The sequence below is a fragment of the Quadrisphaera sp. RL12-1S genome (genome assembly GCF_014270065.1).
Lineage (GTDB): Bacteria > Actinomycetota > Actinomycetes > Actinomycetales > Quadrisphaeraceae > Quadrisphaera.
This window is the reverse complement of record NZ_JACNME010000002.1, coordinates 336713-350528: the sequence shown is the minus strand read 5'-3', so window position 1 is coordinate 350528 and position 13816 is coordinate 336713. Positions and strand designations below refer to the sequence as shown.

8 protein-coding genes and 1 tRNA gene are annotated in these 13816 nt (G+C 75.0%); 8 read left to right on the top strand and 1 reads right to left on the bottom strand.

The window, feature by feature from the left end; translation table 11 throughout:
* The first annotated feature begins 60 nt into the window (after window positions 1–60).
* The 7 genes from serA (at window position 61) to H7K62_RS05075 (ending at window position 12283) form a co-directional block, all read left to right on the top strand.
* Window positions 61–1287 carry a phosphoglycerate dehydrogenase gene (gene serA / locus H7K62_RS05110; RefSeq protein ID WP_370591612.1) on the top strand — a complete coding sequence of 409 codons (1227 nt, stop codon included), beginning with the start codon at window positions 61–63 and terminating at the stop codon, window positions 1285–1287.
* Window positions 1288–1942: 655 nt separating this feature from the next.
* The gene (locus H7K62_RS05105) at window positions 1943–5023 is read left to right on the top strand and encodes an alpha/beta fold hydrolase (RefSeq protein ID WP_186716843.1); all 3081 of its coding nucleotides are present in this window, start codon (window positions 1943–1945) and stop codon (window positions 5021–5023) included.
* Window positions 5020–5829 carry an ABC transporter permease gene (locus H7K62_RS05100; protein ID WP_186716842.1) on the top strand — a complete coding sequence of 270 codons (810 nt, stop codon included), beginning with the start codon at window positions 5020–5022 and terminating at the stop codon, window positions 5827–5829. Before H7K62_RS05105 ends, H7K62_RS05100 begins: the two co-directional genes overlap by 4 nt.
* Window positions 5830–6168: 339 nt before the next feature.
* A complete protein-coding gene (gene fdh / locus H7K62_RS05090) occupies window positions 6169–9564 on the top strand; it encodes a formate dehydrogenase (RefSeq protein WP_255479675.1) in 3396 nt (1131 codons plus the stop codon).
* On the top strand, window positions 9561–10535 hold the full coding sequence (locus H7K62_RS05085; RefSeq protein WP_186716841.1) for a 4Fe-4S dicluster domain-containing protein: 975 nt from the start codon (window positions 9561–9563) through the stop codon (window positions 10533–10535). The genes fdh and H7K62_RS05085 overlap by 4 nt, the downstream gene beginning before the upstream one ends.
* Entirely contained in the window at window positions 10532–11659 is a 1128-nt protein-coding gene (gene nrfD / locus H7K62_RS05080) for an NrfD/PsrC family molybdoenzyme membrane anchor subunit (RefSeq protein WP_186716840.1), read from the top strand. Before H7K62_RS05085 ends, nrfD begins: the two co-directional genes overlap by 4 nt.
* An 84-nt stretch (window positions 11660–11743) precedes the next feature.
* Window positions 11744–12283, top strand: coding sequence for a hypothetical protein (locus H7K62_RS05075; protein WP_186716839.1), 540 nt, complete (start codon window positions 11744–11746; stop codon window positions 12281–12283).
* 247 nt (window positions 12284–12530) lie between these two features.
* Here H7K62_RS05075 and selD read toward each other — a convergent pair whose 3' ends face one another.
* Entirely contained in the window at window positions 12531–13589 is a 1059-nt protein-coding gene (selD, locus tag H7K62_RS05070) for a selenide, water dikinase SelD (RefSeq protein ID WP_186717056.1), read from the bottom strand.
* A gap of 96 nt (window positions 13590–13685) precedes the next feature.
* Here selD and H7K62_RS05065 point away from each other — a divergent pair.
* A tRNA-Sec gene (locus tag H7K62_RS05065) sits at window positions 13686–13779 on the top strand.
* Window positions 13780–13816: the final 37 nt, after the last annotated feature.

Below are 13816 nucleotides of genomic sequence, written 5' to 3'. Positions count from 1 at the left end.
TGCTCTCCCCGACGCTCTCCCCGACGGGGCGCCGGCGCCGGTGCGGCAGGATGGACGCCCGTGAGCAGCATCCCCGGCAGCCCCGGCAGCCCCGCCAGCGCGCTCCTGCTGGAGAACATCCACCCCCTCGCCGTCGACGTCCTCGGGCGCGCCGGGGTCTCGGTGCAGCAGCGCCCCGGGGCGCTGTCCGAGGCCGAGCTGGTGCAGGCGCTGCCCGGCGTGAAGCTGCTGGGCATCCGCTCCACCACCCACGTCACCGAGGCCGTGCTGGACGCCGCCCCCGACCTGGAGGCCATCGGGGCGTTCTGCATCGGCACCAACCAGATCGACCTCGAGGCGGCGGCCGCCCGCGGGGTGGCGGTGTTCAACGCCCCGTTCTCCAACACCCGGTCCGTGGTGGAGCTGGTCATCGCGGAGGTCATCGCGCTGACCCGCCAGCTGACGGTGTTCGACAGCGCCCTGCACGCCGGGGTGTGGCAGAAGTCGGCAGCGGGCTCGCACGAGGTGCGCGGCCGGACGCTGGGGATCGTCGGCTACGGCAACATCGGCAGCCAGCTGTCCGTGGTGGCCGAGGCCCTCGGCATGCGCGTGGTGTTCTACGACACCGCCGAGAAGCTGGCGATGGGCAACGCCGTGCGCCTGTCGAGCATGGAGGAGGTGCTCGCCGTCGCCGACGTCGTGACCCTCCACGTGGACGGGCGCGCCGGCAACGGGGGCCTGTTCGGCGCCGAGCAGTTCGCGGCCATGAAGCCCGGCGCGATCTTCCTCAACCTCTCCCGCGGCTTCGTGGTGGACCACGGCGCCCTGCGCGACCACCTGGTCTCGGGGCACCTGGCCGGTGCGGCGGTCGACGTGTTCGCCAACGAGCCGCGCCGCAACGGCGACCCGTTCGACTCCCGGCTGCGCGGCCTGCCCAACACGATCCTCACGCCGCACGTCGGCGGCTCCACCGAGGAGGCCCAGGAGGACATCGGCAGGTTCGTGGCGGGCAAGCTGCGCGACTACGCCGCGCACGGCAGCACGTCGCTGGCGGTGAACCTGCCGCAGGTCATCACCGACGCGGGCCACGGCACCCGGCTGGGCCACCTGCACCAGAACGTCCCCGGCGTGCTCGCCACGGTCAACTCGGTGCTGGCGCGCCACGGCGTGAACATCGTCGGGCAGTCGCTCACCACCCGCGGCCAGCTGGGCTACGTGGTGACGGACATCGGCAGCGCCGTGGAGGCCGCGGTGCTGGCCGAGCTGGAGGCGATGCCGGAGACGGTGCGCCTGCGGGTGCTGTCGTGACGCCCCGCGCGGTCTGACGACGACGAGGGCCCCGGGCGCAGCAGCGCTCGGGGCCCTTCGTCAGCGCCGGCCCGTCCGGGCCGGTGGAGGCGCCTGCCGCCGGTCGTGGGACCTGCCGCAGGGGGTGTGCGGGGGTGTCAGATGCGGACGCGGCGGGGGTTGGCCAGCGGCGTCCAGTCCGGGTGCTGCTCGACCGCGGCCTCGTCGGTGCGGGTCTCGTCAGCCGGGGTGGTGGTGGCGGTGGTGGGTGCCATGTCGTGCCTCCTGGGAGCGGGTGGTCCAGCGGCGGGTTCGGTGGGACTGCCGCAGGGCCGGCGGGTCTCGCCGGCTCCACGGTGGGTCCGATGCCTGGACAGCGCCTGCGCGCCAGCGGTTGTTCCCCTGTCGCCCGGTCGACCGACCGGCGGTGCTGCCAGGTGACCCATCGTGACCGTGATCGCACCGACCCGCCACCCCCCGCGCCGGATCCGGGGCCGCAGCAGGCCGGACGTGGCAGACGTCACAGGCATCCGGTGACAGCCAGTGACCCAGCGTGACCACATGGCGACGACCTGGCCCGCAGCCCACCCGCGGGCCCCGGACGCCGCCCGGCGGGCGGGTGAGCGCCCGGCGGGCCCTGCGCGCCGCACCCGCGATCGCAGGGCATGCTCACGAGGTGTCTCGAACGTCGCTCGGGGGCCGCGTCCGCGGGCCCCTGGAGAAGGTGCGCGCCCGGACTGCGGCGCTGGTCGCGGTGGGCGGGCTGCTGGCGGGAGCGCTCGGCGCCTCCGCCGTGACCGCCCCCGCGGCGGCGGCCACCTCCGCGAGCGCCAGCGGCAGCGCGCGCGCCAGCGGCAGCGCGAGCGCCGAGGGGGTGCGCGAGGACGTGCTCTCGGTGCCGGTGGGCCCCGAGCCCGGCGGCCAGCAGGTCTCCCTCGACGCGACGCTCTACGTGCCCGACACCGCCAGCCAGGCCTCACCCGCGCCCGCCGTGGTCCTGGCGCACGGCTTCGGAGGCTCCAAGGCCGACCTCGCCGGGCAGGGCCGCTCGCTGGCGCAGGCGGGGTACGTCGCTCTGGCGTACACGGCGCGCGGGTTCGGCGCCTCCGGCGGGTCCGTGCACCTGGACGACCCCGACTACGAGGTCGCCGACGCCCGCGCCCTGGTGGACCTGCTCGCCCAGCGCCCCGAGGTCGAGCAGGACGGCCCCGGGGACCCGCGCGTCGGGGTGGCCGGAGCCTCCTACGGGGGCGCCGTGGGCCTGCTGCTGGCGGGCACGGACCCGCGGGTCGACGCCGTGGCCTCGGGCATCACGTGGTCGGACCTGTCCTCGGCGCTCGACCCGCAGGGCGCCCAGGGCCAGCCCGGTGGGGTCTTCAAGGCGGGATGGGCTTCGCAGCTGCTGACCAGCCTCACCGGCAGCGCCCTCCAGGGGGCCCGCTCGAGCACGACGGGCGGCGCCTCGGGGAGTGCCTCGGCGACCGGCTCCGCGTCGAGCGGCTCCGCGGCCAGCGGTCTCGACGCGTCGATGGCGGCGTGCGGGCGCCTCGCCGCGGACCTGTGCCGCGGCTACCTGCAGGCCGCCGAGACCGGCGTGGTGCCGGACGGGCTCCGCGCGCAGCTGGCGCGCTCGGCACCGGCCGCCGTGCTGCCGTCCAGCCGCGCCGCGGTGCTGCTCGTGCAGGGCGAGGGCGACTCCCTCTTCGGCCTGGGCGACTCCCTGGCCAACGCCCAGGCCGCGCAGCGCTCGGGCGCCCCGGTCTCGGTGGCCTGGGTGGGCGGCGGCCACGACGGCGGCTTCGACGGCGCGGCCTTCGAGTCCCGCGCGAAGACCTGGTTCGACCAGCACCTGCGCCCGCAGGCCGGCGGTGAGGGCGAGCGGACCAGCTCCACCGGCTCGACGACAGCGGCGTTCTCGGTGGCGGTGCCCCAGCAGAGCCTCTTCGGCGGCCGCGGCGGCGGCGGACAGGGTGGTGGCAGCGGGGGCAGCGGCGGGTCGGCGCCCGCGGAGCGCACGCTCGACGCCGTGCCCGCGCTCGGGGGCACGGGCCAGCAGCTGGCGCTGTCACCGGCGAGCCCCTCGGGTGACCGGTCCGGCCAGCAGCAGGACGCCCAGCAGGGCCAGCAGAGCGCCCAGCAGGGCCAGCAGGTGGTGCTCTCCCCCGCCGGCGGGCGTCCGGCGGCGATGACGGCGCTGCCGGGCATCGGCGACGTCGCCTCCCTGGTGGGCCTGGCCGCCGGCGGCGGGTTCAGCACCGCGGTGCTGCCCGGTCAGGCCGCCGTCTTCGAGACCGCGCCGCTGGCGGCGCCGCTGACGCTGCTCGGCTCCTCGTCGGTGCGGCTGTCGGTGACGTCGAACACCACCGACGCCGTGCTCTTCGCCTCCCTGTCCGACGTCAGCCCCGACGGCAGCTCCGCGCTGCCGTCGGGGCTGGTGGCGCCGGTGCGGGTGTCCACCACGCCCGGGCGGCCCACCTCCGTGGACGTCACGCTGCCCGCCGTGGTGCGCGACGTCGCGGCCGGGCACCGGCTGCGCCTGGTGGTGGCCACCACCGACTCCGCCTACGCCGTGCCCACCGACCCGCGCGTCTACGCGATCGGCCTGGCCGGCGGCACGGGCGGCACGGGCGGCGGGCAGCTGTCGGTGGCCGCCGCTCCCGCCGCGGCCGCCGAGCGCTCCGGTGACTCCGTGGCCGTCCCCTGGGCGCACGTGCTCACCCTCGCCGGTGTGGTGCTCGCGGCGCTGGCGCTGGCGCTGGTCGACGCGGTCCGCCGTCGTCGTCGTCCTCCTGCTGCTGGCGCCGCTGCCGCCCCTGAGCCGCAGGCGGCACCGGACGACGTGGTGCTGCAGGTCAGGGACCTGGAGAAGGTCTACGGCGACGGGTTCCGCGCGGTGGACGGGGTGTCGTTCACGGTGCGCCGCGGGCAGGTGGTGGGCCTGCTCGGGCCCAACGGCGCGGGCAAGACCACCACGCTGCGCATGCTCATGGGGCTGCTGCGCCCGAGCGCCGGGTCGCTGGAGGTGCTGGGGCAGCGGGTGCGGCCCGGGTCGCCGGTGCTGGCGCGGGTGGGGGCGCTGGTGGAGGGGCCGGGCTTCCTGCCGCACCTGTCGGGCATGGCCAACCTGCGGCTGTTCTGGGCCTCCACCGGCCGACCCGAGGCCGACGCGCGCTTCGAGGAGGCCCTGGAGGTCGCCGGGCTCGGTGACGCCGTGCACCGGCGCGTGCGCGGCTACAGCCAGGGCATGCGGCAGCGGCTCGGCATCGCCCAGGCGATGCTCGGGTTCCCCGACCTGCTCGTGCTCGACGAGCCGACCAACGGCCTCGACCCGCCGCAGATCACCGCCATGCGCCAGGTGCTGCGCGACTACGCCGCCACCGGCCGCACCGTGCTCGTGTCCTCCCACCTGCTCTCGGAGGTCGAGGCCACCTGCAGCCACGCGGTGGTCATGGCGCGCGGGAAGGTGCTGGCGGCGGGGTCCGTGGCGGAGCTGGTGGCCGGGTCGGGAGAGGTGCTGGTCAGGGTGGGCGAGGGACAGGTGGACCGGGCCGCGGCGGTGCTGCGCGAGGTGCTGGGTCGCGACGACGACGGCGGGCGCGTGCTCGGCGCGCGCGACGGCGGCGTGCTCGTGGCGCCCGGGGCGTCCGGGACCGGCCCCCTGGTGGCCGCGCTGGTCGCCGAGGGCGTGCAGGTGGACCTCGTGGTGCCGCAGCGGCACCTGGAGGAGGTCTTCCTCGAGCTGGTGGCCGCCCCGTGAGCGGGGCGCTGCCGCTGCGCGTGGAGGTGGCGCGCCAGCTCTCGCGGCGGCGCACCCGCTGGGTGGGCGTGCTGGTGGTGGCGCTGCCGCTGCTGCTGGTCGGAGCGTTCGCGCTGGGCAGCGACGACGGCGGCGGCACCTCCTTCGTTGACCTGGCCACCTCCAGCGCGGTGAACTTCGCGGTGTTCGCGCTGCTGGCGGCCTCGGGCTTCCTCTTCGTCGTCCTCGTGGCGCTGTTCGCGGGTGACACCGTGGCGGCCGAGGCCAGCTGGTCCTCGCTGCGCTACCTGCTCGCGGCGCCCGTGGGGCGGCGGCGTCTGCTGGCGGTCAAGGCGGTGGTGGCGTCGGCGTCGGCGACGCTGGGGATCGTCGCCTTCATCCTCGTGTGCCTGGCGGTCGGCGCGGTCGCCTACGGCTGGGGCCCGCTGACCAGCCCGCTGGGCGACGCCCTGGGCGCCTGGGAGGCGCTGGGGCGGCTGGGACTGGCCACGGCGTACGTCGTCGTCCAGCTGTCCTGGGTGGGGGCGCTGGCGTTCTGGCTGGGCACCCGCACCGACGCCCCGCTGGGCGCGGTGGGCGGGGCGGTGCTGGCCAACATCCTCTCGGCGATCCTGGCGTCCATCACGGCGCTCGGTGACCTGCGCACGTGGCTGCCCACCTACGACGCCGGCGCCTGGACGGCGCTGCTGCAGCCGGGCGTGGTGTGGGACGACATGGTGCGCGGGCTGGCGACCTCGCTGGTCCTCACCGTGGTGTTCGGGGTGCTCGCGGTGGTCGGCTTCGAGCGCAAGGACATCACCAGCTGATCCCGAGCCCCAGCCACGGTCAAGCACCTCCGCGCCACCACGCAGCGGCCGGTCGGGAAGCTGGCACCCGCTGGGCAGGCTGGCGTCCGCTTCAAGGCCCTGACCCGGACGTCAGCCTGCCCACCGGAACTGGGCCTGCCCACTCAGCACGACGATCAAGGACCTGAGCGTCTCACCCGGGGTCGCCGCGGTCGGGATGTGGCGCGGTGGTGCTTGATCGTCGCGCGTCAGGTGGGGGGGGGTGGCGTTGCCGCGCGGGCGGACGCGTGTTCTGCTGTGCGCGTGGCCATCGACGAGGGACGTCGGGCGAGCACTCCGCCGCAAGGACGGGCGCGCTCGCTGGGACAGCGCGTGACCGGGCTGTGGCCCGTGCTGCGCCAGGTGACGGGCAGCGACAAGACCGCTCACGGCGCCGCGGTCCGCACGGCGCACACCGACGCGACCACCGCCCGCACCGAGACCGCCGACCGCGTGGTCAAGAGCGTCTGCCCCTTCTGCGCGGTGGGCTGCGGCCAGGACGTGTACGTCAAGGACGAGAAGGTCGTCCAGATCGAGGGCGACCCCGACTCCCCCATCAGCCGCGGCCGGCTGTGCCCCAAGGGCAGCGCCAGCAAGAGCCTGGTCACCTCCCCCACCCGCGTCACCACGGTGCGCTACCGGCGCCCGGGCGGCACCGACTGGGAGGACCTGCCGCTGGCGACGGCGATGGACATGATCGCCGACCGCGTCCTGCAGGCCCGCCGCGACGGCTGGCAGGAGCTGGACGAGAAGGGCCGCAAGCTCCGCCGGACGCTGGGCTTCGCGAGCCTGGGCGGCGCGACGCTCGACAACGAAGAGAACTACCTCATGAAGAAGCTGTACACCGCCCTGGGCGCTGTGCAGATCGAGAACCAGGCCCGGATATGACACTCCTCCACCGTCCCCGGTCTGGGGACCTCGTTCGGCCGCGGAGGGGCCACCACCTTCCTCCAGGACCTCGTCCACGCTGACTGCATCCTCATCCAGGGCAGCAACATGGCCGAGGCGCACCCGGTGGGCTTCCAGTGGGTGATGGAGGCCAAGCGCCGCGGCGCGAAGGTCATCCACGTCGACCCGCGGTTCACGCGCACCTCGGCCGTGGCCGACCTGCACGTGCCGCTGCGCGCGGGCACGGACATCGCCTTCCTGGGCGGCCTGGTCAACCACGTGCTCGCCAACGACGCGTACTTCCACGACTACGTGGTGGCGTACACCAACGCCGCCTCGATCGTCGGCGAGGACTACCGCGACACCGAGGACCCCGGCGAGGACGGGCTGTCCACCGACCCCACCGGGCTGTTCTCCGGCTGGGACGAGGAGACCCGCAGCTACGACCCGGCCAGCTGGGCCTACCAGGGCGCGCAGGACGCGGCCGCCGCCGGGGACCGCTCGCAGGCGGTGGGCTCCCCGTCCGACCGTCACGACGACGACGCGTCCGACGGCGGCGCTCAGCACCGGGCGACAGCGGGTGCGGACCAGTACGGCAGCGGCGGCGCGACCATCGGGTCCAAGCCCGAGCGCGACGAGACCCTGCAGCACCCGCGCACGGTGTTCCAGATCCTCAAGCGGCACTTCGCCCGGTACACCCCGGAGATGGTGGAGCGCATCTGCGGCACCCCGCAGGACGCGTTCCTCCAGGTCGCCCGGGCGCTGGTGGAGAACTCCGGGCGGGAGCGCACCACGGCGCTGGCGTACGCGGTGGGCTGGACCCACCACTCCCAGGGCGCGCAGTACATCCGCACCTCGGCGATCCTGCAGACGCTGCTGGGCAACATCGGCCGCCCCGGCGGCGGGATCCTGGCGCTGCGCGGGCACGCGAGCATCCAGGGCTCCACCGACATCCCGACGCTGTTCAACCTGTGGTCGGGCTACCTGCCGATGCCCAAGGTCGGTCAGGACGACGTCGACTCCTACGTGGCCACGTCGGAGGACCTGGCCGGGTTCTGGGGCAACATCCGCGACTACTCGGTCAGCCTGCTGAAGTCGTGGTGGGGCGACGCCGCGCAGCCCGAGAACGACTTCGCCTTCGACTACCTGCCGCGCATCTCCGGCGACCACGGCACGTACCGCACGGTGATGGACATGGTGGACGGGAAGGTCGACGGGTACTTCCTGCTGGGGCAGAACCCGGCGGTGGGCTCGGCGAACGCCCGGCTGCAGCGCCTGGGCATGGCCAACCTCAAGTGGCTCGTGGTGCGCGACCTGCAGATGATCGAGTCGGCCACGTTCTGGAAGGACGGGCCGGAGATCGAGACCGGTGAGCTGCGCACCGAGGACATCGGCACCGAGGTCTTCTTCCTGCCCGCGGCCAGCCACGTCGAGAAGGCCGGCACGTTCACGCAGACCCAGCGGCTGCTGCAGTGGCGCCACCAGGCGGTCTCGCCGCCGGGTGAGTCGCGCAGCGAGCTGTGGTTCTACTGGCACCTCGGGCGGATCCTGCGGGAGAAGCTCGCGGCCTCCACGGACCCGCGCGACAGGCCGCTGCTCGACCTCACCTGGGACTACCCGGTGGAGGAGGAGGCCTTCGGCCCGGCGTCGGACCCGCTCAGCTGGGAGCCCGACGGCGAGGCGGTGCTGCGCGAGATCAGCGGCACCGAGACCCACGTCGACGACGACGGCACCGTGGTCGACCGCGCCCTGTCGTCCTACACGGAGCTGAAGTCCGACGGGACCACGCGCTCGGGCTGCTGGATCTACTGCGGCGCCTTCGCGGACGAGGTGAACCAGACCGCGCGCCGCAAGCCCGGGTCCGAGCAGGACTGGGTGGCGGCGGAGTGGGGCTGGGCGTGGCCCGCCAACCGGCGCCAGCTGTACAACCGCGCCTCGGCCGACCCGGACGGCAGGCCGTGGAGCGAGCGCAAGGCACTCGTCTGGTGGGACGAGGAGCAGCGGAAGTGGGTCGGGCACGACGTGCCCGACTTCGAGGCCACCAAGCCGCCGTCGTACGTGCCGCCCGCCGGGGCGCGCGGTCCCGAGGCGATCGCCGGGCGAGACCCGTTCATCATGCAGGCCGACGGCAAGGCGTGGCTGTTCGCGCCGTCCGGCGTCGTGGACGGCCCGCTGCCCACGCACTACGAGGGCGCCGAGTCGCCCGTGGGCAACCCGCTGCACCCGGGCCAGGTCTACAACCCCACGCGGCGGGCGTTCCCCCGTCCCGGCAACCGCGGTGTGCCGACGCGCTCGGACGTCTACCCCTTCGTCTTCACCACCTACCGCCTCACCGAGCACCACACCGCCGGCGGCATGAGCCGCACGCTGCCGTACCTGTCGGAGCTGCAGCCGGAGATGTTCATCGAGGTCTCCGCCGAGCTGGCGCGCGAGCGCGGGCTCGAGCACCAGGGGTGGGCGACCGTCGTCACGCCGCGCTCCGCCATCGAGGCGCGCGTCATGGTCACCCCGCGCCTCCGCCCGCTGCGCCTGCCCGGCGGCGGCGAGGACGGCGGCCAGGTGCAGGTGGTGCACCAGGTGGGCATCCCGTGGCACTGGGGTCCGAACGGCATCAGCCGCGGCGACGCCGCGAACGAGCTGGTGGAGATCCTCCTGGACCCCAACACGCACATCCAGGACAAGGTCGGCGCGTGCGACGTCGTCCCCGGACGCCGGCCCCGCGGGCCCGCGCTGGTGGAGTTCGTCGCGCAGCGCCGCGCCGCGGCGGGACTGCCCACCGACGACGACGTGCCGACCCCGCGCGGCGGTTCGAAGGAAGGCACGGCATGACGAGCACCACGCCCCGCTCCACCGGGGAGTCCTACGACCCGGCGTCGCACTCCGGGTACGGCGAGGACCACCCGCCGCGGATGGGGTTCTTCACCGACACCTCCGTGTGCATCGGCTGCAAGGCCTGCGAGGTGGCGTGCAAGGAGTGGAACGAGGTCCCCGCCACCGGCGAGATGGACCTCACGGGGTGGTCCTACGACAACTCGACGATGCTCGGGGCGAGCACGTGGCGGCACGTCGCGTTCGTCGAGCAGGCCGCCCCGGCGGCCACGGAGCCCCAGAACGCGAAGCCCGCGGTGAGCCTGGGGATGCCGAGCATCAGGCCCGAGGGCTTCCTCGAGCCGGAGGTCACGCGCCCGCCGCACGAGAGCGCCGGCGAGCAGGGCCCGTCGGGTTCCATCGAGGGCGTCCGGTGGCTCATGAGCTCCGACGTCTGCAAGCACTGCACCCACGCCGCCTGCCTGGACGTCTGCCCGACGGGGGCGCTGTTCCGCACGGAGTTCGGCACCGTCGTCGTTCAGGACGACGTCTGCAACGGCTGCGGCTACTGCGTCTCCGCCTGCCCCTACGGCGTCATCGGCAAGCGCGAGTCCACCGGCCGCGCCCACAAGTGCACGCTCTGCTACGACCGGATCGGCGCCGACAAGCAGCCGGCCTGCGCCACCGCGTGCCCCACCGAGTCGATCCAGTACGGGCCGCTCGACGAGCTGCGCGAGCGCGCCGACGCGCGCCTGGCGGAGCTGCAGGCGAAGGGCGAGCCGAAGGCGCAGCTGTACGGGCGCGACCCCGGCGACGGGGTCGGCGGTGACGGCGCGTTCTTCCTGCTGCTGGACGACCCGGAGGTCTACGGCCTCCCGCCGGACCCGGTGGTGACCACCCAGGCCCTGCCGTCGATGTGGCGGCACGCCGCGGCCGCGGCGGGAGCGCTGTTCGGCGTGGTGGCGCTGTCCTTCCTGGGACGGCGCCCGTGAGCGAGCAGCCCAGCGAGCAGGGCGCCCCCCGGGCGACGACGAGGGGCGTCGGCGACCGGCCGCGGCGGCGTCGCGGGGCGGAGTCCGTCGTCGTCCCCGACGCCGAGTTCCAGTCCTACTACGGCCGGCAGGTCATCCACACGCCGGTGTGGGAGGTCCCGCAGGTGCCGGGGTACCTCTACCTGGGCGGCATGTGCGGTGCGGCGTCGGTGATGGGCGCGCTGGCCGACGCGACGGGGCGGCCCGCGCTGGCCAAGGTCGCGCGGCTGGCGGCCTCGGGCGGGTCGATCGTGTCCGTGGTGCTCCTCATCGACGACCTCGGCATGCCCACGCGGTTCCTCAACATGCTGCGGGTGGTCAAGTGGACCTCCCCCCTGAGCGTGGGCTCGTGGATCCTCATGCCGTTCTCCACCGGGGCCGGCCTGGCGGCGGTGCACGAGCTGTCGGGCGTGGTGCTGCCGCTGGTGCGCAAGCTCGCCGGCCAGCGGCTCGGTCACCTGGCCGCGGTGCTGCTGCCGGTGGCCGGGCGCGTCGGCGGGATCGGCTCGGCCGTCTTCGGGCCGCCGCTGGCCACCTACACCGCCGTCCTCATCGCCGACACCGCCGTGCCCGCGTGGCACTCGGTCTACCCCGAGCTGCCGTTCGTGTTCGCCGCGTCCGGCGCCGCGAGCGCCGGGGGCATCGGGATGGTCGCCGCGCCCCTGGCCGAGGCCGGGCCCGCGCGGCGCATGGGCGCCGCGGGAGCCGTGGCGGAGTTGGCGCTGAGCCACCGCATGGAGCAGCGGGTCGGGATGATCGGCGAGGCCTACCGCACCGGTCGCGCGGGCGTGCTGCTGCGCCTGAGCCGGGTCGCCATGGCCGGGGGCGCCGCGGGGGCGCTGGCCAGCGACCTGCCGGTCTGGCCCCGCACCCAGGGCGGGCAGCGTGCGCGCAAGGTCGTGTCGGTGGTGGCCGGGGCCCTGCTCAACGCCGGTGCCGCGCTGACGAGGTTCGGGGTGTACGAGGCGGGCATGATCTCCGCCCGCGACCCGAAGTACACGGTGGTGCCCCAGCGCGAGCGCCTCGACGCTCGGCGCGAGGGCCGCGACGCCGACCCGCACCTGGCCCCGAAGACCGCCCCGTGATGCGGGTGTGACCCCGCCGGCCCCGGGTAGGTGGTACTTGGACCCGGTCGGACACCGACCGCCTGACCTCCCGGAGGCACCCCGATGGCACGCAACACCCTGTCCCGCTCCCTGCACGACGTCGGCCTGGCCGCCTGGTTCGGCGGCACGCTCGCGAACGCCGTCGCCCTCAACCCCGCGGCCGGTGAGGCTGACGAGAAGGACGCCGGCCGCGTCACCAACGCGGGCTGGAACCGCTGGACGCCCGTCAACGCCGTCGCCATCGGCGCGCACCTGCTCGGCTCGGTGGGCCAGCTGGCCGGCAACCGCGAGCGCCTCGCCGCCCAGCCCGGCGTGAAGACCATGTCGAGCGTCAAGACCGTCGTGACCGTGGCGGCGCTGGGCGCGACCGCCTACGCGCGGGCGCTCGGCAAGGTGGTCGACTCCGCCGGCGACCCGCGCGTCAAGGGCGGCACCAAGCCCTCCAGGCGCACCCCGGCCGAGGTGGTCGAGGCGCAGGGCAAGCTCGACCTCATGCAGTGGGTCATCCCGGCCCTGACCGGCACGCTCGTGGTGATCAGCTCGTTCGCCGGCGAGCAGCAGCGCGGCTCCGAGGTCGAGCCGGGCATCGCCCGCCGCCTCTGACCCCATCACCCCGTCCGTGATCATGGACTTCCGAAGCACTTTCGGTCCGTGATCATGGACCTCCCGAACAGGGAGGCGCGGCGCCAGGTCAACGTCGCCCGCCGCCTCGGGCTCCCCTGGCCGAATTCCGGCCTGGGAGCCTGAGGCATCTGCGCAGCCTGGCAGCGCGACCACGTGGACCGCGCACAACGCCCATGATCACGAGGGAGGGTGCGCGGGAAGTCCATGATCACGGCCAGGGGGGTGGTCAGCGCACGACGACGACGGCCCCGTCCGCGCGTCGCGGCACCAGCTCCCCCACGAGCGCCGACCCCGGCAGGGCCGCCGTGAGGTCGGCCGCCACGAGCAGTCCGCCGGAGGTCTGCGCGTCGGCGAGCAGCAGCAGCTCCTCCTCGCCCACCCGCCCGCCGTCGTCGTCGACGGCCAGGTGGGGCTGCACCCAGGCGAGGTTGCGGCGCGACCCCCCGGGCACGAACCCCTGCGCCACCGAGGAGCGAACCCCAGCCAGGTAGGGCACCGCGGCCGCGTCGACCACCGCCGTCACCCCGGACGCGCGCGCCAGCTTGTACAGGTGCCCCAGCAGGCCGAACCCCGTGACGTCGGTGGCGGCCCGCGCCCCGGCGGCCAGCGCCGCGCGGGCGGCGTCGCGGTTGAGCGTGGTCATGGCGGCCACGGCCTCCTCGAAGACCTCCCCGGTCGCCTTGTGCCGGTTGTTGAGCACGCCCAGGCCCAGCGGCTTGGTGAGCGTCAGCGGCTGCCCGGCCTCGCCGGCGTCGTTGCGCAGCACCCGGTCCGGGTCCACCAGGCCCGTGACCGCCATGCCGTACTTCGGCTCGGGGTCGTCCACGGAGTGCCCGCCGGCCACGAAGCACCCGGCCTCGCGGGCCACGTCGAGCCCGCCGCGCAGCACCTCCGCGGCCAGCTCCACCGGCAGCGGCGCGTCACCGGTGCGCGGCCAGCACAGCAGGTTGAGCGCCACCAGCGGGTCGGCGCCCATGGCGTACACGTCGGACAGGGCGTTGGTGGCGGCGATGCGGCCCCAGTCGTAGGCGTCGTCCACCACGGGGGTGAAGAAGTCGGTGGTCGAGACCACCGCCTTCCCGCCCGCCACCGACGGGGGCAGGACGACGACGGCCGCGTCGTCGCCGTCGTCGAGCCCGACCAGCAGCTCCGCGCCGCCGACGGCGGGGGCGGCCGGCTGCCGGCCGAGGAGCCCGGCGACCGCGGCCTCCAGCTCACCGGGCGGGATCTTGCACGCGCACCCCCCGCCGTGCGCGTAGCTGGTCAGCCGGCGGGTCGCCCCCAGGGGCGAGGTGGTGCTCACCCCAGCAGGCTAGGCAGGCCCGGCTCGCCTAGCCTGCTGGGACGGCCACGCGCCCGCCCGGTGCGGGAGCGGGGCCGGGGAGGCGTCTGCTCACCTGGTGGGAGTCGCGGCCTTCAAAGCCGACGAGACCGAGCACCTCGGTCTGGCGGGTTCGATCCCCGTCCGCCTCCGCTGCTTCCGGTGCCTCCGGTGCTCGCGCTCGCCCGTCC

Coding starts and splice junctions, on each gene's coding strand:
- H7K62_RS05085 (WP_186716841.1), top strand. CDS start 9,561: ATGACGAGCACCACGCCCCGCTCCACCGGGGAGTCCTACGACCCGGCG.
- H7K62_RS05075 (WP_186716839.1), top strand. CDS start 11,744: ATGGCACGCAACACCCTGTCCCGCTCCCTGCACGACGTCGGCCTGGCC.